The sequence below is a fragment of the Streptomyces phaeoluteigriseus genome (assembly GCF_001896135.2).
Lineage (GTDB): Bacteria > Actinomycetota > Actinomycetes > Streptomycetales > Streptomycetaceae > Streptomyces > Streptomyces phaeoluteigriseus.
Genome location: NZ_MPOH02000012.1, coordinates 40,889 through 60,647, shown reverse-complemented (window position 1 = coordinate 60,647; position 19,759 = coordinate 40,889). Strand labels below are relative to the sequence as shown.

The 19,759-nt window shown below is 72.5% G+C and carries 10 protein-coding genes and 6 pseudogenes; 7 read left to right on the top strand and 9 right to left on the bottom strand.

Translation table 11 applies throughout. The annotated features are described in order from the left end of the window. Positions 1 to 39: 39 nt before the first annotated feature. Together BM536_RS17395 and BM536_RS17390 are read right to left on the bottom strand one after the other, a co-directional pair. Positions 40 to 1,456 (bottom strand): annotated as a pseudogene (locus BM536_RS17395) (ABC transporter substrate-binding protein). 249 nt (positions 1,457 to 1,705) lie between these two features. Continuing rightward, positions 1,706 to 2,715 (bottom strand): annotated as a pseudogene (locus BM536_RS17390) (LacI family DNA-binding transcriptional regulator). Positions 2,716 to 3,185: 470 nt separating this feature from the next. Between BM536_RS17390 and BM536_RS17385 the strand changes: the two are divergent. Continuing rightward, a pseudogene (locus BM536_RS17385) lies at positions 3,186 to 6,610 on the top strand (CARDB domain-containing protein). On the opposite strand, the gene BM536_RS17380 reads toward BM536_RS17385, so the two are convergent. Both BM536_RS17380 and BM536_RS17375 read right to left on the bottom strand, forming a co-directional pair. Continuing rightward, entirely contained in the window at positions 6,558 to 6,848 is a 291-nt protein-coding gene (locus BM536_RS17380) for a hypothetical protein (RefSeq protein ID WP_094103157.1), read from the bottom strand. The pseudogene BM536_RS17385 and the gene BM536_RS17380 overlap by 53 nt on opposite strands. A gap of 644 nt (positions 6,849 to 7,492) precedes the next feature. Beyond that, a pseudogene (locus BM536_RS17375) lies at positions 7,493 to 8,770 on the bottom strand (ricin-type beta-trefoil lectin domain protein). Between the two features lie 281 nt (positions 8,771 to 9,051). On the opposite strand from BM536_RS17375, the gene BM536_RS17370 reads away from it, so the two are divergent. Continuing rightward, positions 9,052 to 9,990 (top strand): endonuclease/exonuclease/phosphatase family protein, encoded by a 939-nt coding sequence (locus BM536_RS17370; protein WP_073494171.1) that lies wholly within the window; start codon positions 9,052 to 9,054, stop codon positions 9,988 to 9,990. A 331-nt stretch (positions 9,991 to 10,321) separates the two neighbouring features. Here the strand turns inward: BM536_RS17370 and BM536_RS17365 are convergent, their stop codons facing one another. After that, a complete protein-coding gene (locus BM536_RS17365; RefSeq protein ID WP_073494173.1) occupies positions 10,322 to 11,194 on the bottom strand; it encodes an SGNH/GDSL hydrolase family protein in 873 nt (290 codons plus the stop codon). Positions 11,195 to 11,669: 475 nt separating this feature from the next. Between BM536_RS17365 and BM536_RS17360 the strand changes: the two genes are divergently transcribed. Beyond that, a complete protein-coding gene (locus BM536_RS17360; RefSeq protein ID WP_073494175.1) occupies positions 11,670 to 12,227 on the top strand; it encodes a TetR/AcrR family transcriptional regulator in 558 nt (185 codons plus the stop codon). On the opposite strand, the gene BM536_RS40800 is transcribed toward BM536_RS17360, so the two are convergent. After that, positions 12,208 to 12,897 (bottom strand): hypothetical protein, encoded by a 690-nt coding sequence (locus BM536_RS40800; RefSeq protein WP_094103156.1) that lies wholly within the window; start codon positions 12,895 to 12,897, stop codon positions 12,208 to 12,210. The two genes, BM536_RS17360 and BM536_RS40800, sit on opposite strands and share 20 nt — an antisense overlap. A 125-nt stretch (positions 12,898 to 13,022) precedes the next feature. Between BM536_RS40800 and BM536_RS17350 the strand changes: the two genes are divergently transcribed. Continuing rightward, the gene (locus BM536_RS17350; protein ID WP_073494179.1) at positions 13,023 to 14,024 is read left to right on the top strand and encodes an NAD-dependent epimerase/dehydratase family protein; all 1,002 of its coding nucleotides are present in this window, start codon (positions 13,023 to 13,025) and stop codon (positions 14,022 to 14,024) included. A gap of 22 nt (positions 14,025 to 14,046) precedes the next feature. Here the strand turns inward: BM536_RS17350 and BM536_RS17345 are convergent, their stop codons facing one another. Beyond that, positions 14,047 to 15,156 carry a sensor histidine kinase gene (locus BM536_RS17345; protein ID WP_094103155.1) on the bottom strand — a complete coding sequence of 370 codons (1,110 nt, stop codon included), beginning with the start codon at positions 15,154 to 15,156 and terminating at the stop codon, positions 14,047 to 14,049. A 2-nt stretch (positions 15,157 to 15,158) separates the two neighbouring features. Continuing rightward, complete coding sequence (locus tag BM536_RS17340; protein WP_107439602.1) at positions 15,159 to 15,908, bottom strand: response regulator transcription factor; 750 nt, start codon at positions 15,906 to 15,908, stop codon at positions 15,159 to 15,161. Between the two features lie 114 nt (positions 15,909 to 16,022). On the opposite strand from BM536_RS17340, the gene BM536_RS17335 reads away from it, so the two are divergent. The 3 genes and pseudogenes from BM536_RS17335 (at position 16,023) to BM536_RS17325 (ending at position 18,122) form a co-directional block, all read left to right on the top strand. Next, on the top strand, positions 16,023 to 16,733 hold the full coding sequence (locus BM536_RS17335; RefSeq protein ID WP_094103153.1) for a glycosyltransferase family 2 protein: 711 nt from the start codon (positions 16,023 to 16,025) through the stop codon (positions 16,731 to 16,733). Between the two features lie 14 nt (positions 16,734 to 16,747). Then, a pseudogene (locus BM536_RS17330) lies at positions 16,748 to 17,361 on the top strand (TIGR04282 family arsenosugar biosynthesis glycosyltransferase). Then, positions 17,358 to 18,122, top strand: coding sequence for a class I SAM-dependent methyltransferase (locus BM536_RS17325; RefSeq protein WP_094103152.1), 765 nt, complete (start codon positions 17,358 to 17,360; stop codon positions 18,120 to 18,122). Before BM536_RS17330 ends, BM536_RS17325 begins: the two are co-directional and overlap by 4 nt. Before the next feature lie 322 nt (positions 18,123 to 18,444). Here BM536_RS17325 and BM536_RS17315 read toward each other — a convergent pair. Continuing rightward, positions 18,445 to 19,711, bottom strand: a pseudogene (locus BM536_RS17315) (molybdopterin-dependent oxidoreductase). Positions 19,712 to 19,759: the final 48 nt, after the last annotated feature.

Sequence of the window (19,759 nt, the reverse complement as noted above, 5' to 3'; positions counted from 1 at the left end):
GCGCTCGCGGGCCGGGCGGCGCCGTGCGCGCGCGCGGGGTCACTGGGTGGCGAGGACCTGGTTGACCTGGGTCTCCGCCGTCGACAGGAGCTTGTCGATGTCGGCGTCCTTGTTGGTGAGGATGCCGGACATCACGTTGTCGAGGACCTTGTAGATCTCCTGGGCCTTCGGCGGTTCGGCCTTGCCCGGGACCGGGTTGTCCATGAACGCCTTGAAGTTCTCCACCGGCATGGTCGCGTACTGCTTGCGGGCCGCGTCGTCCTTGGCCTTGCTCTCGTTCAGCCACAGGTTGGGCTGTGGGAGTCCGACGGGCAGGCCGTCGGCCTTGGCGCGCTGCCAGTCGTAGTGGCCCTTGCCGACGGTGGTGAACTTGAAGTTGAGCCAGGCGACGGCGGCCTTGACCTTGTCCGGCGAAATGCCCTTCTTGATCATGTAGTTGTTGCCGCCCGCGAGGGTGTTCTTGCCGCCGGGGATCGGGCCCATGCCGAAGTTCTCGTACTTGGCGCCGAGTTGCTGGACCATGTAGGTCACGTCGTCGGGCGCCGCGAGGAACATGCCGAGCTTGTCGGTGGCGATCTGCTTCTGGAGGTCGCCCCACTTCAGCAGCTGGGTCTTGCCCATGGAGTCGTCCTCCCAGCGCATGGCGTGGAGGTTCTGGGCGACCTGCTTGCCGACGGCGTCGTTGAAGGCGGCCTTCTTGCCCGAGGTGTCGACGACGTCACCGCCGAGGCTGTACACCTGCGCGGTGAAGTGCCAGCCGCCGGTGTTCGCGGCACTGTACTCGCCGAACCCGGCGACGCCACCGCCGAGTGCCGCGATCTTCCTGGCCGCGGCGCGGACGTCCTCCCAGGTGGCCGGCGGGGTGTCCGGGTCGAGCGGCCTCGGTGAAGAGTTTGCGGTTGATCAGCAGGCCCATCCGGTAGTTGCTGGTGGGCAGGCCGTAGAGCTTGCCGTCCTGCTTGAGGGAGCCGAGGACGTCGGGGTCGATGTCCTTCAGCAGCGGGACGGTCCGGTCGTTGACGTAGGCGCTGATGTCCTGGGCGCCGTCGCTGTCGAGGACCTGCGCCAGGTCGGTGAAGTAGGTGTAGAACACATCGGGCTGGGACTTGGCCTTGAGCATCGCGGTGAAGCGGGGCGGCTCCAGGCACTGGCCCGGGGTGGACCGGCCCTGGACGGTGACGTTGGGGTAGGTCTTGTTGAACTCCTTGACGTCCTCGTTCCACTCCTTCAGCTCGGCCGCCTTCGCCGCCGGGGGCATGCAGTCGATGGTGATGGTCACTTTGGTCTTGGGGTCCAGCGGCGCGGCGGGATCCGAATTCGCGCTGTTCCCCGAACCGTTGTCGTCGCCGTCGTTGCTGCTGCTCGTGCCGCAGGCGGCGAGCGCCGTCAGCGTGAGAGCGGAGACGAGGGTGACCGCGCCGGCGCGGCGGGTGCGGCGGAACCGAGCTGTTCTCATGGGTGGTCCCCCTTGGGCATGAACGTGGAAGGCGCCCCCTCGCCGAGGCGTGTGGGGCGCCGCACACTCAACCACCGTCGACAAGTGGCCGCAATATCCCGCGCGGATTTCGTAATTGTTTAACAGAGGTGTGTGCAGAGCCGGATCGGTGACCGGCACCGCAGGGCAAGTGAGGGACGGGGAGACACATCTGGCACGATGCCCTTGACACGACGCGTGCGGGTGACGGGCCCTCGTCGCAGGTGCCGTTCAGTCCCTCGGGGCCTGCGCGGTCGAGCCGCGGACCACCAGTTCCGGCTCGAACAGCAGCTCTCCGGGCGGCACTTCGCCGCCCTGGATCTGGGCGCACAACAGGTCAACGGCGGCCCGGCCCATGGCCTCGATGGGCTGACGCACGGTCGTCAGCGGGGGCTCGATGCAGTTCATGAACGCCGAGTCGTCGAAGCCGACGACGGACACCTGTCCGGGCACCGCGAGACCCCGGCGCCGGGCGGCCCGGATCGCGCCGAGGGCGAGGGGGTCGCTGGCGCAGATGATGCCGGTGACACCGCGTTCCAGCAGGCGGGTGGTGGCGGCCTGGCCGCCCTCCAGGGAGAACATCGAGCGTTCCACCCGGTCGTCGGGCAGGGTGGTGCCGGCGCCTCGGCGGCGGCGCGGGCGGCGGTGAGCTTGCGCCCGGAGGGGACGTGGTCGCCGGGGCCGAGGACCAGACCGATGCGCTCGTGGCCCAGCAGGGACAGGTGGCGCCAGGCCTGCTCGACAGCGACGGCGTCGTCGCAGGAGACGCAGGGGAAGTCCAGTTCCGCTATGGCGGCGTTGATCAGCACGACCGGGATCTTCCGTTCGGCGAGCTGGTGGTAGTGGTCGTGCGGGGCGTCGGCCTGGGCGAACAGTCCGCCGGCGAACACCACCCCGGAGACGTGCTGCTGGAGCAGCAGCTCGACGTAGTCGGCCTCGGACACGCCGCCCTTGGTCTGGGTGCACAGCACCGGGGTCAGCCCCTGCTGGGCCAGCGCCGCGCCGATGACCTCGGCGAACAACGGGAAGATCGGGTTCTGCAGTTCGGGCAGGACCAGGCCCACCAGGCGGGCGCGTTCGCCGCGCAGCTGGGTGGGGCGCTCGTAGCCGAGCACGTCCAGCGCGGTCAGCACGGACTGCCGGGTGGCGTCCGAGACCCCGGGCTTGCCGTTGAGGACCCGGCTGACCGTGGCCTCGCTGACCCCAACCTTCTTGGCTACCTGAGCAAGTCGTCGCGTCATGAGCGCAAGGCTAGCGCAAGCAACGCAAGCGATTTGCGTGAATCTCGGGTGTCCGGGACGCCCTGGGCGCTGCCCTGCGGTTGCGGCCCTGCGCGCGTGATGCCGTCGCGACCGTGGTCCTCCGCCCGGAGACCCCTTGCCTGCCCGCCCTCCCCGTTTCACCCCGTGAAGGGCCTCGAACAGCGACTTTCATGGCGACTGTCGGGAAAAGCAAGCCGGCGGGCAAGCGGCGCAAGCGGTTTGCGCGGCAACCGCGCCCGTTACCGGGACCGTTGACAAACCTGGGACTCGCTAGAAACCTGTGCCGTAGTTTCCGCAAAGAATCGACCGTCCGACTCAAATTGCGTGCACGGCCGGTGTTCGCGCTCTCGGGTCGCCCCCTGCGGGGGCGTCCCGCTCCTCTCCTCCCCGCACCTTCGCCGCCGGTCTGCCGCGCCCTTCGCCGTGCCACCGATCGAACAGAGGACCTCATGAGATGGAGACCACCAAGCCGTCGGCCCCTGACCGGCGTCGTCATCGCCGGGCTCGTCACGACGGGACTGCTGCCGCTCACTTCCGCCTCCCCCGCCCAGGCCGCGCCGGCCGCCGCTGACGTCAACCTGGCCCTCGGCCGCCCGGCCACCGCCGGCGGCTCCCACACCGAGTACCCGGCGTCCCGCGCCACCGACGGCGCCCAGGCCTCCTACTGGGAAGGCCCCGCGGGCTCCTTCCCGCAGTGGGTGCAGGTCGACCTCGGCGCGGCCCGCGACGTGGACCGGGTCGTACTGAAACTCCCCACGGGCTGGGAGAGCCGCAACCAGACCCTCTCCCTCCAGGGCAGCACCGACGGCTCCGGGTTCGGCACCCTCGCCGCCTCGGCGGTCCGGGTGTTCGACCCGGCGCAGGCCAACACCGTGTCTATCGCGCTGGCCTCCCCCGCCGATGTCCGGTACGTCCGCGTCAGCGTCTCCGGCAACACCGGCTGGAACGCCGCCCAGCTCTCCGAACTGGAGGTGTACGGCGAGGACGGCGACACCGAGCCGCCGCCGGCCGGCACCAACCTGGCCCGCAACAAGCCCGTCGAGGCCACCTCGTCCGTGCAGAGCTACGTTGCCGCCAACGCCACCGACGACTCCACCGCCACCTACTGGGAGGCCGCCGGCCACCCCGCGGACCTCACCGTGAAGCTGGGTGCCGACGCCGATCTCAGTGCCGTGGTCGTCAAGCTCGACCCCGCCCCGGTGTGGGCCGCCCGCACCCAGGGCATCCAGGTCCTGGGCCGCCAGCAGTCGGCAAGCGGCTTCATCTCACTTGTCGCCGCGAAGAGCTATGCCTTCAGTCCGGCGAGCGGCAACACGGTGACCATCCCGGTCAGCGGTCGCTGGGCCGACGTACGCCTGCGGTTCTCCTCCAACACCGGCGCGCCCGGCGGTCAGGTCGCCGAGTTCCAGGTCGTCGGCACCGCGGCACCCGCCCCCGACCTGACGGTCACGACCCTGGACTGGACGCCCGCCGCGCCCAGCGAACGGGACCCGGTCACCGTCAGGGCCACCGTCCGCAACGCCGGCACCGCACGCTCCGCCGCCACCACCGTGGAGGCGAGCGTCGAGGGCACGGTAGCGGGCAGCGGCGCCGTCCCGGCACTCGACCCGGGCGCCTCCGCCACCGTCGGCGTGGGCACCGGCACACGTCCGGCGGGCAGTTACGCCGTGTCGGCCGTCGTCGACCCGCGTGGCACCGTCGCCGAACTGGACGACTCCAACAACAGCCGTGCCGCCGCGAACCGGCTGGTCGTCGCCCGGGCCCCCGGACCGGACCTGGAGGTGCGCTCCATCAGCACCAGTCCGGCCAACCCGGCCGTCGGCGCTCCCGTCACCTTCACCGTCGCCGTGCACAACCGCGGGACCACCGCGCGCCCGCCGGTTCGGTGACCCGGGTCCAGGCGGGCTCGACCACCCTGAACGGCACCACGGGCCAGGTGGCTCCGGACGCCACGGTGAACGTGCCGATCAGCGGCACCTGGACGGCGACCGCCGGCGGAGCCACCCTCACCGCGACCGCCGACGCCACGGGGGTCGTCACCGAGACCGACGAGAACAACAACGTGCTCGCGAAGTCCCTGGTCGTCGGGCGCGGCGCCGCCGTCCCCCACACCGAGTACGAGGCGGAGGCGGGCCGCTACTCGGGCACGCTGCTGACGGCCGACGCCAAGCGGACCTTCGGGCACACGAACTTCGCCACCGAGTCCTCGGGGCGCAAGTCGGTCCGCCTCAGCTCCACCGGCCAGTACGTGGAGTTCACCTCCACCAACGCGGCCAACTCCATCGTGGTGCGCAACTCCGTCCCGGACTCCGCCACCGGCGGCGGCGCGGACGCCACGATCAGCCTCTACGCCGACGGCAGCTTCGTGCGGAAGCTGACCCTGTCGTCGAAGCACAGCTGGCTGTACGGCAGCACCGACGACCCCGAGGGGCTGACCAACCGGCCCGGCGGCGACGCCCGGCGCCTGTTCGACGAGTCCCACGCGCTGCTGTCGCAGACGTATCCGGCGGGCACCACGTTCCGCCTCCAGCGGGACGCGGGCGACTCCGCCGCCTTCCAGATCATCGACCTGGTCGACCTGGAGCAGGTGGCGCCCCCGGCCGCGAAGCCGGCCGCCTGCACCTCGATCACCGAGTACGGTGCCGTCCCCAACGACGGGCTCGACGACACCGACGCCCTCCAGCGCGCGGTCACCGCGGACCAGAACGGTCAGATCACCTGCGTGTGGATCCCGGCCGGGCAGTGGCGGCAGGAACAGAAGATCCTCACCGACGACCCGCTCAACCGCGGCCAGTTCAACCAGGTGGGCATCCGGGACGTCACCGTCCGCGGCGCCGGCATGTGGCACTCCCAGCTGTACACGCTGACCCCGCCGCACGAGGCGGGCGGCATCAACCACCCGCACGAGGGCAACTTCGGTTTCGACATCGACCACAACACGCAGATCTCCGGCATCGCCATCTTCGGCTCGGGCACCATCCGCGGCGGCGACGGCAACCACGAGGGCGGCGTCGGCCTCAACGGCCGCTTCGGCAAGGGCACGAAGATCACCAACGTATGGATCGAGCACGCCAACGTCGGCGTGTGGGCCGGCCGGGACTACTCCAACATCCCCGAACTGTGGGGCCCCGGTGACGGGCTGGAGTTCACCGGCGTCCGTATCCGCAACACATACGCCGACGGCGTCAACTTCGCCAACGGCACCCGCAACTCCACCGTCTACAACTCCTCCTTCCGCAACACCGGCGACGACGCGCTCGCGGTCTGGGCCAGCAAGTACGTGAAGGACACCGCGGTGGACGTCGGCCACGACAACCGCTTCCGCAACAACACCGTCCAACTACCCTGGCGGGCCAACGGAATCGCGGTGTACGGCGGGTACGGAAACACGATCGAGAACAACGTCATCGCCGACACCATGAACTACCCGGGCATCATGCTGGCCACCGACCACGATCCGCTGCCCTTCTCCGGGCAGACCCTGATCGCGGGCAACGCCCTGCACCGCACGGGCGGCGCGTTCTGGAGCGAGGCGCAGGAGTTCGGCGCCATCACCCTCTTCGCGCAGGGCCAGGACATCCCGGGCGTCACCATCCGGGACACCGAGATCCACGACTCGACCTACGACGGCATCCAGTTCAAGACGGGCGGCGGCGCGATGCCGGGCGTGAAGATCACCGACGTCCGCATCGACCGGTCCACCAACGGCTCGGGCATCCTCGCGATGAGCGGCGCCCGAGGCAGCGCCACCCTGTCCAACGTCACGATCACCGGCTCGGCCCAGGGCGACGTACTCATCGAACCGGGCTCACAGTTCACGATCACCGGCACGCCGAACGGCGCGTCGGCGGCGGCCCGGCGAAGCGTCTACTGACACCGAGCCGCTCCCTGGTGACAGGGGTCGGCCGGTCCCTCCCCCACACCGCGCCCGGTGCCGGACTTCCGGCACCGGGCGCGGCCTGCGTGATCACGGGACCCGCGAGGTGGGCGCCGTAGAAGCGGCTCAGGTCGGTGGAGACGCGTACGACCACACCGGGCGGCAGCAGGACGAAGACGGCTCGGGCGGCGGGCAGCAGGTCGGCGCCGACGACGGCACCACCTGCGCACGCCATTCTGCGTCATTGCGTCACTGCGTCACTGCGTCACTGCGTCCTGCAGCCTTCTGAGCTGCGGCTACTTACCCGGCCGGTGCACGCCGAAGGCCCTGGGGAAGCCCACCGGGCCGCGGGCGTCGCAGTCGGTCAGTTCAGGGAGACGACTCGTCGGTGGTGACCTGTCCACCGCGCCGCGGGGGTAGGCGCCCCGCGCGGCACGGACGGCCCACTGCTCCGGACGCGGTCGGTCGGGGCGTCGCCGGTGAGCGCGGCGACGACGTGCCGCGAGGAAGCCCAGCAGCCCTGATCGACGCACACCCGTCCCCCGGCACCGGGACTACGCGGCTACCGGCTGCCCACCCCGGGGCCCGCCGCGGGCTTGGCCCGTGACAGCGGTGACGCCGGGGCCCACCGCGCCTACGCCTACGCCCACGGGGTACGGGACTTCGCCGCTGCTCGCCACCGAAGACCGGACGGTATCGCCCGGTTCAGCCGCGTGGTCGAGTCCGTCGTCCTCGCCCGTGCCGCCGAGGCCCCCCCGGCTGCCGACGAGATCCGCGCCACCGCACGGGCGGCGCTGTCGCCTGCCCGTGCGGAGTGGCGGAAGGAGGACGGGTCGGACTCGGGTCCGGATCAGACCCGCCGCTGCGGAGGGCCGCTCGTCAACGGGTCACCGTCCACTTCTGGTTGACGGCTCCGGTGCAGGTCCAGATGTGTAGCCGGGTGCCGTTGGCGGAGCTGCCGCCGGACGCGTCCAGGCACTTGTCGGCCTGCGGGTTGACGATGTCCCGCGCGGCGGGGACGCCACTGCTGGGCGGCCGTGCCGTTGCAGTCCCAGAGCTGGACGAGGGTGCCGTCGGCCGTGCCGCCGGAGGCCACGTCCAGGCATTTGCCGAGCGCGCGGATCGTGCCGTCGCCGCCGACGGTCCACTGCTGGGCGGCGGTGCCGTTGCAGTCGTAGAGCTGTACCGGCGTGCCGTTGGCGCTGTTGGCCCCGGCCACGTCGACGCACTTGCCGCCGACGCCGGTGATCGGGCCGCTGCCGCCCGGCTGGCCGGTGTCGGTGCTGACACGGACGTAGTCGACCAGGAGCTGCTGGGGGAAGACGGTGCTGCCGTCGGGGTCGCCGGGCCAGTAACCGCCGACGGCCAGGTTGAGGACGAGGAAGAAGGGCTTGTCGAAGACCCACTGCCGGCCGCCCAGGTCGGCGGGGGTGCGCCGCTGGTAGACCGTGCCGTCGACGGACCAGGTGATCGCGTTCGGGCTCCAGTCGACGGCGAAGGTGTGGAAGGCGTCGGCGAAGGCCTGTCCGCCGGGGAGCGTGTATCCGGCGCCGATGCCGCCGGAGCCGGAGTAGCCGGGCCCGTGCAGGGTGCCGTGCACGGTGGACGGCTCGAAGCCCACGTTCTCCATGACGTCGATCTCGCCCGAGTTGGGCCAGCCGACCTGGCCGATGTCGTTGCCGAGCATCCAGAACGCGGGCCACATGCCCTGCCCGCGCGGAACCTTCATCCGGGCCTCGACACGCCCGTACGTCGTGGTGAACCTGCCTGCCGTGTTCAGCCGGGCGGAGGTGTACTCGCACCGGCCGTACCAGCACTGGTAGTTGCCCGGGTTCTCACGGCGGGCGGTGATCACCAGGTGACCCTGTCCGTCCAGGGCCGCGTTGCGGTTGCCGGCCGTGTAGTACTGCCGCTCGTGGTTGTTGACGTTGTCGCCGGTCTCGGTCTGCCACTTGGCGGCGTCCACGGCGGCGCCCGCGGGCCCGTCGAACTCGTCGGAGAAGGTGACGGCTGCGCCCGGGCTTCGGCGACGGCGGGTGCGGCGGCCGCCCGCGCGGACGGGGACGCGCCCTGCGCGAGCCCGGTGGACAGTGACGCGAAGGCGAGGAGTGGTGCGAGCGACCACAGCAGGCGCCGGGAAAAGCGCGGGGAGTCCATGACTCTCCCTTCATCGGGCATGACACGGAGACCGGCGAGCGAGCATGCACATGCCAACAAGGACAGGCGGGCAGTGGGTGCGGACAGGTTCAGCCGGTCGGCGCAGCATGGGGCGGTGGGGGGCTGCTTAGTTCACTAGCTGATTTAAGAAGTGAGCAATGCCCATGTCAAGAGTTTGGTATGGACCACGCCGAGGAGGCGGCGCCCGACCGCGCCGATGCCTCCCGAGTACGATGATCGACAGCTCGGAACCAACCGGTCACCGCTGCCAGGGGGTTGCCATGCCACACGGACGGGTGCTCGCCGTGTCCGCGGTGGCGACGGCGGCACTCCTGGCGTTCCACCGGACACTGCCCCGCTTCATGGGCGGGCTGGGCAGTCTGCTGGAGTCGTTCCTGCCGTGGCTCGGTCTGGTGGTCGTGACGCTGCTCGGCCTGGCGCTGCTGCGCCGGTCCGCCGCGGCGCTGGTGGCCCTGCTCCTGCCGGCGGCTCTGTGGACGCACCTCTACGGCGGGCTGTTGCTGCCCCGGCCGGCGCCGGGCCCGCGTGACCTGGTCGTGGTGCAGCACAACGTCAGCGACGAGAACGGCGACCCCGCGGGTACGGCCCGCGCCCTGGCCGACGTCGAGCCCGACCTCATCGCCCTCGAGGAACTGGTGCCCTCGGCACTGCCGGTCTACGAGCGGACGCTCGCCGCGCGATACCCGTACCGGAGCGTTCATGGCACCGTCGGACTCTGGTCGAAGCATCCGCTCACCGAAGCGGGGCCGTTGGACATCAAACCCCGGGCAATCACGCAGGACTGGAGTCGTGCGCTGCGGGCGGTGGTCCGCACACCGCACGGCGAGATCGCGGTGTACGTCGCGCACCTGCCCTCGGTCCGCGTGCGGGCGAGCGGCCTGGCCTCCTCGTGGCGGGACGAGAGCGCCGGTCTGCTGGGACGGGCCGTCGAGGCGGAGGCACGGAGGACGGTGATCCTGCTGGGGGACCTCAACGGCACCGTGGACGACCGGGGGTTGGAGCCTGTGACCTCACGGATGAGATCGGCGGAAAGGGGTTTCGCCTTCACGTTCCCCGCCTCCTTCCCACTGGCGCGGATCGACCAGGTGATGGCCCGATCGGCGCGGGTGAGCCACCTGCGCACCCTGCCGGCCACCGGTAGCGACCACCTTCCCGTCGCCGCCCTGATCAGCCCGGAGGGCGGACCGGCAGGCCGCTGAGGGCACCCGCTGGAGAGGGTGGGGGAGGGTGCGGAGAACTTCCGGCGTGGCCGGGTGTGGGCGCCCCTGCTGGGTGTGCGAGGTCGGGCAGGTGCGCCACCCGTCCGTCGCAGCAGGACAGGGGAACGCGCGCAGCGGCTGCGTCCAGCGGGCCGGGGACGCGCCCGTCTCGCAACAGGCGCCCGCCAGCCCCCCGGTGACGGCCGTGACGGTGTCCGCTGGCGGCGGTGACGGTGCCCGGCGCGGGCGGTGACGGTCAGGGCCGGCGGTGACGGTCAGGGCCGGCGGTGACGGTCAGGGCCGGCGGGCTGTTCGGCCGCCGGCCCTCCGGTCAGCCGAGTCCGAGGACCTTCATGGCCTGGTCGGCCATGCGCCGCTCGCCGAGGGCGTTGGGGTGGACCGGGACGACGCTGTTGCCGAAGACGAGGGGTTCGATCCACCGGGTGCCCACGGGCTTGCACGCGTCGTGGCCGTCGGACACCCGGCTGAAGTCGACGTAGACGGAGCCGGTTTCCTCCGCGGCCCGCCGGACGACGGCGTTGAGGTGGGCCTGGATGCCGCGCAGGTAGGGCACGTCGCCGGAGGCGATCGGCAGTTTCACGAAGCAGGACGGATCGGCGGTGGCGGGTGTGATCCAGGGGTAACCCAGCACCGCCACACGGGCGTTGGGGGCCTTGGCGCGGACGCTGCCGAGGGCGGCCTTGAGCGCGGGATAGGTGCTCGCGTCGATCTCGTCGTCGAAGCTCGTGCCGTTGGAGTCCTTGCAGGGGCTGCCCCGGCCGCCGCTGAGGACACCCGCGGCGGCGCAGGCCGTCACGGCGTTGATGAAGGTTCCGTTGTCGTTGCCGCCGATGGTCAGCGTGACCAGGTCGGTGCCCGCGTCGAGGGCGTTCACCTGGGGGGCCACGCCCGGGTACTGGGACTGGGTGAAGTCCTTGGTCTGGGCGGCGCCGCAGGTCACGTCCTTGAGGCGGGCACCGGTCCTGGAGGCGATGACGTGCGGGTAGTTGACCGTGGATCGCAGACACAGCAGGTTCGTGAGGTCCACGGGAAGGACCCCCGAACCGGCGCTGTAGCTGTCACCGAGGGCCGCGTAGTCGAGGGGTGTGGCGGCCTGTGCGGGGGCCCCGGTGAGGCTGAGTGCCAGCGCACCGACCGCTGCGAGTGACGCGGTCATGACATGGCGCAGGGCGGACTTCGGCATGTGCTCTCGATTCTCGGGAGTTCGGACGCGACGGAAACGGGCACAGCGATGCCCGGCAGGCGTACGGGACGCGAGGATTCAGCGGCTCGAGCGGAGGAAGGGTGCCGGCGGCCCGTACGTGCGCACGAACGCACGCCGACGACCGTGAAGTGGGGTTGCACGGTTACCTGGTGGTTCTACCCATAGGTAATGTGCAGGCGCCCGACAGCCGAGTCAACATAGTTGACCGAAGTTCTTGAACCGCCTACCAAACCCTTCCCTCAACCGCTTCCTCAAGCTGTTCCTCGCCCGATTGCCGACCGCCGAGCAGCCCGTGCTCCGGCAGCCCGTGCTCCGGCCGTGCTCCGGCCGTGGTGTGACTGTGGTGTGACTGTGCCGCGGAACACCGCGGGCGGCGCTCCGCCCGGTGGCGCTTTCGTGCCGTCGAAGCCGGCGACGGCCCACGCGCCGGGTCGGCACCGCCTATCCTGGCGCGATGTTGCAGACGGGATCCGCCGCGACGACACGCGAGGCCATCCACTCCGCCGCCACCCGACTGTTCCAGCAGCGGGGTTTCGCCAGGACCACCGTCCGACAGATCGCCGCGGAGGCCGACACCGACCCCGCCCTGGTGATCCGCCACTTCAAGAGCAAGGAACTCCTGTTCCTGGAGACTATGCACCTGACGATCGACGACGAACCCCTCCTCGACGTGCCGCTGGAGCGGTTGGGCGAACGGCTCGTCGAACTCCTCGTCGGCCTCGACGGCTCCGCCAGGGGCATCTTCCTGGCCCTGGTGCGTGGCAGCAACGAGCCGCAGATCCAGGAGCGTCTGCAGGCCACGCACGAACAGGTCCTCGTCCGGCCGTTGCGCGGCCGCATCTCCGGACCCGACTCCGACGTCCGCGCGCGCCTCGCGGCCGCCCTGGCCGCGGGCCTCCTGCACACCCTGTGGGTCGCCCGGGACGAAGCCCTCCTGCGTACCGACCGCGCGGAACTGATCTCGCGTTACGGCGCCCTGCTCCAGGCGGTCCTCACTCCCACCGACACCTGACCGCAGGCGTAGGGCAGGCACGCCGGGACGTGGTACCGGGCCGGCACGGGTCACGGCGTTGCCGTCGCCCGCATGGACGGTGATCGCCGGGCGGCTCGCCCCCCGGCACCACGCCATCGCGACCACCGACCGGCACCACACCATCACCCCCACCGACCAGCGGCACGCCATCACCCCCACCGGCCGGCACGCCATCGCCCCCACGGCCCGACGCCACGCCATCGCCCCCACCGGCCGGCACCCCACCATCACGATCACCCCCACCCCCCGGCTCCTCGCCGTACGCGGCCGACTCGGCGAACAGGCCGAGGAATTCCAGCAGGGCGGCGCGCAGGGGGCGGGTCCGGTCGTCCCAGGGGTGGTAGCTCTCGTGCACGGCCAGGGTCCGGGGGGGGTGCGGCAGGACCGCCGCGATGAAGAGCATGGCCGCAGGCGTGGCGCTGTACAGGGACCCCTGGTGCAGCACGGACATGTCCAGCATGCCCAGCGCCTCGGCCTGCCGGCGCGGGTCCTCGTCGAGGAGGTGGACCAGGTGGGCCGGGGTGTCCTCGGCCGGCCCGTAGGCATGCGCCAGACTCGCCCAGTCCGTGTTCTCCAGCAGTTCGACGACACCGGGCGTGCGCGCGAGTCCGGCCGTCCCGCCACGCTGTTCGTCATCCGCGATCATCATCCGGACACCATGCCGCGCGGCACTGACAACGACGCCCGGGCACCCCGCCCGCCCCGGTCTTACGGAGTGATGACGTGCCGGGCGGGTCACGGCGCGCGGCGGGTTCGCGGTCCTAGCGTGGGTGTATGCGTGTACTGGTCACCGGCGGTGCCGGGTTCATCGGGTCCCATGTGGTCGACGCCCTGCGGGCGCGCGGACACGAACCGCTCGTGTTCGACGTGAGGGAGGACCCTGCCGCGGACGTCCGCGATCCGGCGGCCGTGGTCGGCGCCCTCGCCGGTGTCGACGCCGTCTGTCATCAGGCGGCGATGGTCGGTCTCGGCAACGGGGTCGCCGACGCGGCGGAGTACGTCTCCCGCAACGACCTGGGGACGGCCGTGCTGCTCGCCGCCATGGCCGGCGCGGGCGTACCGCGTCTCGTACTGGCCGGGTCGATGGTCGTGTACGGCGAGGGGCGCTACGAGTGCGCGCGCCACGGTGTCGTGCGGCCGGGTCCACGGGCCGTCGCCGACCTCGACGCGGGCCGGTACGAGCCGCTCTGCCCATCCTGCGGGCGGGACCTCTCCCCCGGCCTGGTCGGCGAGGACGCCCCGCCCGATCCGCGCAACGTGTACGCGACGACCAAGCTCGCGCAGGAGCACCTGGCCGCCGCGTGGGCGCGCTCCACCGGCGGTTCGGCGGTGTCGCTGCGCTACCACAACGTGTACGGGCCGGGGATGCCCCGCGACACCCCGTACGCCGGTGTGGCCTCCTTCTTCCGTTCCGCGCTCGCCCGGGGCGAGGCTCCGCGCGTCTTCGAGGACGGCCGGCAGCGGCGGGACTTCGTGCACGTGCGGGACGTGGCCACGGCGAACCTGGCCGCGCTGGAGGCGCGGAACCGGGCCGGCGTGCTGACGGCGTACAACACCGGCAGCGGCGAGCCGCACACGGTGGGCGAGATGGCCCGTGCGCTGGCCGCCGCCCACGGCGGTCCCGAACCCGTGGTCACCGGCGGGTACCGGCTGGGCGACGTGCGGCACATCACCGCGGACTCCGCGCGGCTGCGGGCCGAGCTGGGCTGGCGGCCGCAGGTCGGATTCGGGGAAGGGATGCGGGAGTTCGCGCTGGCAGGGCTCCGGGAGGCCTGAGCCGCCCGGGGGGCCCGGCCGTTCACGGCACCGCGGGCAGCGTCACCTCGAAGCGGCATCCGCCCGGGATGTTGCGTACGGTGGCGCGCCCCTGGTGCGCTTCCACGATGCCCCGGACGATGGCCAGGCCCAGACCCGCGCCGGCCGGCGGGGTGCGCGCGTGCGTGCCGCGCCAGCCGGTGTCGAAGACGCGCGCCAGGTCCTCCTCGGGGATGCCGCCGCAGCCGTCGGTCACGGACACCACCACCCCCTCCGCCGAGCGTTGGGCGGCCACCGCGACCGTGCCGTCGGCCGGGGTCCGCCGGATCGCGTTCACCAGGAGGTTGCCCAGGACGCGGCTCATCTCCTTGCCGTCGACCTCCACCGGCACCGGCTCCACGGCGTGGCCGACGAGACGTACCCCGTGCTGGCGGGCGAGGGCGTCGGCGCCCGCGAGGGCGTCGCCGACGAGGTCGTAGAGGGACATCCGGGAGGGGGTGAGCGGGAGGGTGCCGGCGTGGATGCGGGAGAGTTCGAAGAGGTCGCCGACCATCTCGTTGAGGCGTTCGACCTCGGTGCGGATCTGCCTCAGGTAGCGGCCGGGGTCGGCGGCGACCCCGTCCTCCAGCGCCTCCGACATGGCGCGCAGACCCGCGAGGGGGGTGCGCAGGTCGTGGGAGATCCAGGCGACCAGTTCACGCCGGGAGGTCTCCAACGCCCTTTCGCGGTCGCGGGATTCGGCGAGTCGGGCGCTGGTCGACGCCAATTCACGGCTCAGGGCGTTCAGTTCGGCGGTCGTCGGTCCCGCCGGGACGGCGAAGGCGCCGCCGTCGCCGAAGGAGCGGGCCGCGAAGGCGAGTTCGCGGCTGCGCGCGACGACCCAGCGGCCGAGGAGCAGCGCGGTCGCGAGGGAGACCACGGCCGCCATCGCCACCACGGTCGTCACCACGGTGAGGTCGTGCGGGGACAGGAACATCGCCCACGCGACGGCGAGGGTGCCCGCGAGCATCGCGACCACCCCCACCGCGGCGACCACGGCGAGCGAGGCGGTGAGCGAGCGACGCCGGATCGGGCGCAGCACGGCCGCTCCGACCAGCCCGGAGGCGGCGGCACCGGCGAAGGCGTACAGGGCGATGAGAAGGGTGTCGCGCATGGTCAGCCGGCCTCCTGGCCCCGGGGGTCGAACCGGTAGCCCACGCCCCACACCGTCTGGATCAGGCAAGGGCGTGCCGGGTCGTCCTCCACCTTGCCGCGCAGTCTGCGGACGTGGACGGTGACGGTGGACAGGTCGCCGAAGTCCCAGCCCCACACCTGCCGCATCAGGTCCTCGCGGCCGAACGCCCTTCCCGGATGCCGCAGGAAGAACGCGAGGAGGTCGAACTCGCGGAGGGTGAGCGCGAGTTCGGTGCCGCTCTTGGTGGCGCGGCGGGCGGCGGGGTCGACCGTCAGGCCGGCCGCGCTCAGCGGGGGCGTCACGGTGGCGGGCCGCGCGCGGCGCAGCACGGACTCCACCCGCAGGACCAGTTCGCGGGGGCTGAAGGGCTTGGTGACGTAGTCGTCGGCGCCCACCTCCAGGCCGAGGATGCGGTCGTCCTCGTCGCCCCGGGCGGTGAGCATGACGACCGGGACGGGCCCGTGGCCGCGCAGCCTGCGGCAGACCTCCAGGCCGTCCATGCCGGGCAGCATCAGGTCCAGCACCACCAGGTCCGGCCAGTGGGCGGCGGCGCGGGCCAGGGCGGTGGGGCCGTCGTCGGCCCGGTCGACGGTGTAACCGGCCCGGTCGAGGTAGCCGGTGACGACCTCGGCGACCGTGGGGTCGTCGTCGACGACCAGGACGCGGGCGGCGGTGCCCGGCCGGGGCCCGGCGGTGGGCCCTGCCTGCGGGGACTCGAACGGCTGCTGCATGCCCTCAGCCTCGCACCACCGCGTCGCCGACGGGGGCCGAGGGCGTGCCGCCGGCATCGACGTCCGCGTTTCGTAAGGAGCCGAAGTCCGTTTTGCCCGGTTCACGTTCGTAGGGTGAACGGCGTGACCATCTCACCATCGCCGCAGGGCGGCGTCGATGTCGTCCTCCCCTGTCTCGACGAGGCCGACGCCCTGCCCTGGGTCCTGGCCAGGATCCCGGCCGGCTGGCGCGCGCTCGTCGTCGACAACGGCTCCACCGACGGTTCGGCGGAGATCGCCCGGGGGCTCGGCGCGACCGTCGTCCATGAGCCGCGCCGGGGCTTCGGCGCGGCCTGCCATGCCGGGCTGACCGCCGCCACCGCCGACGTGGTGTGCTTCTGCGACTGCGACGCCTCGCTCGATCCGGCCCTGCTGGAGCCGTTCGTGCAGGAGGTGCGCGCGGGCGAGGCCGATCTGGTGCTCGGCCGGCGGCGCCCGCACGGCCGCGGCAGCTGGCCCGCGCACGCCCGGGCCGGCAATGTCGCCCTGGCCCGCCTGCTGCGCCGCCGCACCGGTCTGCCCCTGCACGACCTGGGCCCGCTGCGGGCCGCCCGCCGCGAGGCGCTGCTCGGCCTCGGCCTGACCGACCGGCGCAGCGGCTATCCGCTGGAGATGGTGGTGCGCGCGGCCGACGCGGGCTGGCGGATCACCGAGCACGACGTCCCCTACCTCCCCCGCACCGGCGCCTCGAAGGTCACGGGCACCTGGCGCGGCACCTGGCAGGCGGTACGGGACATGAGCCGCGTCCTCAACGACGTTCCCGCCCGCGAAGGGATCCCACGGTGAACACGCCGACGCCGGTGACCACGCTCCTCGTCATCGCCAAGGAGCCGCTGCCGGCCGGGTCAAGACACGGCTCACCCCTCCCTTCACCCCGGGTGAGGCGGCGGCGCTCGCGGCGGCCTCCCTCGCGGACACCCTCGCCGCCGTGGCCGCCGCTCCGGCCGCCCGGCGGCTCCTCGTGCTGGACGGCGCGCCCGGACCGTGGCTGCCGCCCGGCTTCGACGTCGTGCCGCAGTGCGCGGGAGGCCTCGACGAACGGCTGGCGGACGCCTTCGCCCGCTGCGACGGGCCCGCGCTGCTCATCGGCATGGACACCCCGCAGGTGACGCCGGAGCTGCTGACGGTGGACTTCACCGGCTGCGACGCCTGGTTCGGGCCCGCCGAGGACGGCGGCTTCTGGGCCCTGGGGCTCGCCGAGCCGGATCCCGCGCTGCTGCGGGGCGTGCCCATGTCGACACCGTTCACCGGGGCCGTCCAGCGGGAGCGACTCGTCGCCGCCGGGCTGCGGGTGGGTGATCTGCCGCGCCTGCGGGACGTCGACGACGCCTGCGACGCCCGCGCCGTCGCCGCGCTGGCCCCGCACGGCCGGTTCGCCGCCCGGCTGGCCCGGTCCGAGGCGGCGCACCGATGAGGACGCGGGAGGCGACCGCCGTCCCCTGGGCCGCCGCCGACCCGTACTCCACCGCCCTGCGGGCCGGTCGCGGCCCGCTGTTCCTGCGCCGCGCGGACGGCTGGCTGCTGCCCCTGGAGGTGGAGCGCTGGTGCGCGCGACCCGACCGGGTGGACCTGGACGTACTGGACCGGTGCGAGGGCGCCGTGCTGGACGTCGGCTGCGGGCCGGGGCGGCTGGCGGCGGAACTCGCCGCCCGGGGCCGTACCGCGCTCGGGATCGATGTGAGCGAGGCGGCCGTCGAGCAGACCGTCCGGCTCGGCGGCCAGGCGTTGCGGCGCTCGGTCTTCGAGCCGCTGCCCGGCGAGGGCCGGTGGGGCACCGTCCTGCTCATGGACGGCAATGTCGGCATCGGCGGTGATCCGCGCGCTCTGCTGGACCGCTCGGCCCGGCTCCTCTCCCCCGGCGGGCTGCTCATCGCCGAGACCCTGCCGGTGGACGTCGACGAACGCGCCGAGGTGCAGGTCGTCGACGCCACCGAGGCCCGGGGAGGCACCGGTACCCCGTTCCCGTGGGCGCGGCTGGGCACCCCGGCCCTGTCCCGGTACGCGGACCGGGCGGGCTGGGGTGCCGTCGATCAGTGGGCGGCGGGCGGCCGTTGCTTCGTCGCCCTGCGCAGCCGCACCGCCAGCAGCAGGGCCGAGGCGCCGAAGAGCACGGCGGTGATCAGCAGCCAGCGGGCCGCGAAACCGTCCGCCGAGAGGCCGGTGGCCGAGCGGTAACGCCGGGCCACGCTCCCGCTGATCAGCGGGAACCACACCAGCAGAAGCAGTCCGGACAGGGCGGCCGGGACACGGACGTACGGGATCCACTCACCGCGGCCGGCCACACGCAGCCCTCGGACGAGAGCCCGGTCCGCACTCGCGTACAGGGGCAGCAGCACCAGGTCGTGCAACAGCGCCGCCCCCACGAACCACAGGGCCACGCCGAACCAGTCATCGGCGAGCAGCCGTACGCCCGCATAGCCGGCCAGCGCGAACGAGCAGGCTGTCAGGAGGAGGTGAAGGGGACTCCCGAGGGGGATCCGTCGTCGCCTCGGGCTCATCACAGGTCTCCGAACGTCATCCGGGCCACCCACTTGGTGTTGAGCACACCGGGCGCGGCGGGCACGATGACCCGTGCCGGGTGGCCGTGGTCGGGGGAGAGTTCCTCGCCGTTGACGTACAGGGCGAGCAGGGAGCGCGGATCGGCCACCTGGTTGGCGCGCAGGGCGGCGTGCCGGAAGGCTCCGCGCCGCTGGAGCGACTCGACGAACACGTCCGGCGGGTCGTCGTGGCCGACGAGGGCCGCGAGGTCGAGCAGCCGCACACCGCGCCACCACTGGTCGGACGTCGACCAGCCCTCGACGCAGGCGATGGGCAACGACGCGCTGTGCAGCGGGAGTCGCAGGAGGTCGTCCCGGCCGAGGCGGACGGTGCCCGTGCGGCCGGTGACGACGAGCCGCCACGCCTCCCGGCTCGTCTCGGCCGTGCGGATGCCCGCGTACCGGGCCGTCTTGTTGATCTGGAAGCCGTTGGGCCCGGTGCCCGGGTCCGGTCCGCCGCGCGGTGCGAGCAGGGCCGTGCGCCGCAGCAGCCCGTCGGCGCTCTGCCCGGCCGTCGTCAGGAACAGCAGCAGCGAGCCGCCGCCCACGAACGCCAGCGCGCCGCGCCGGGAGACGGTGGGGGTGTCGGGCCGGGGGGGAGACCAGCGTTCCCGGCTCGGCGGCCGGCTCCGTTTCGGCAACCGGTTCCCGCTCCTTCCGCAGGCCGCGCAGGTTGCGTACCGCAGCCGGTGTCTTCAGGGCGGCGTGGGCGGTGAACGCGGCGAAGAACACCCACGCGCCGTAGAAGTGCAACGGGTAGAAGGAGCCGGGGAACACGTACTCGAGCTGGACGTTGAGCACTCCCGTGACGAACTCGAACAGCGCTCCCCCGACCAGGAGCAGCAGGGAGACGCGCTCCAGGGCGTGCGCGAGCGAGCGGGCCGGCGGCAGCGCGAACAGCCTCGGCACCACGGACCACAGCTTGGCCAGCAGGACCGGGATCAGGGTGATGCCGAGGGTGACGTGGACGCCCTGGTTCAGCCGGTACAGCCAGTACGGGTTCGTCGGCCAGGCGAAGAGGTAGAAGCCGAGAATCCCCTTGTCCGGGGTCTTGTCGTTGACCGACGCCAGGTCCGGGTTGTAGGCCGCGTACGAGAGCAGGCCCGTCACGAACAGCACGGTGATGCCGACCAGCAGGACCAGCCCCAGCACCGAGGTGAACCAGGGGCCGCGCAGGGGACTGCGCCAGAAACCGGGCGCGGAGGGAAGCCGGGAATCGTCTCGCATGGCCCGACCGTAGGCCCGCGCAGCCCGGGGAACGGGCACGCGCCCATG

Excerpts from the sequence above, each read along its gene's own strand:
- BM536_RS17380 (WP_094103157.1), bottom strand. The coding sequence starts at position 6,848 with ATGGCGTGCGCAGGTGGTGCCGTCGTCGGCGCCGACCTGCTGCCCGCC.
- BM536_RS17370 (WP_073494171.1), top strand. The coding sequence starts at position 9,052 with ATGCCACACGGACGGGTGCTCGCCGTGTCCGCGGTGGCGACGGCGGCA.
- BM536_RS17365 (WP_073494173.1), bottom strand. The coding sequence starts at position 11,194 with ATGCCGAAGTCCGCCCTGCGCCATGTCATGACCGCGTCACTCGCAGCG.
- BM536_RS17360 (WP_073494175.1), top strand. The coding sequence starts at position 11,670 with ATGTTGCAGACGGGATCCGCCGCGACGACACGCGAGGCCATCCACTCC.
- BM536_RS40800 (WP_094103156.1), bottom strand. The coding sequence starts at position 12,897 with ATGATGATCGCGGATGACGAACAGCGTGGCGGGACGGCCGGACTCGCG.
- BM536_RS17350 (WP_073494179.1), top strand. The coding sequence starts at position 13,023 with ATGCGTGTACTGGTCACCGGCGGTGCCGGGTTCATCGGGTCCCATGTG.
- BM536_RS17345 (WP_094103155.1), bottom strand. The coding sequence starts at position 15,156 with ATGCGCGACACCCTTCTCATCGCCCTGTACGCCTTCGCCGGTGCCGCC.
- BM536_RS17340 (WP_107439602.1), bottom strand. The coding sequence starts at position 15,908 with ATGCAGCAGCCGTTCGAGTCCCCGCAGGCAGGGCCCACCGCCGGGCCC.
- BM536_RS17325 (WP_094103152.1), top strand. The coding sequence starts at position 17,358 with ATGAGGACGCGGGAGGCGACCGCCGTCCCCTGGGCCGCCGCCGACCCG.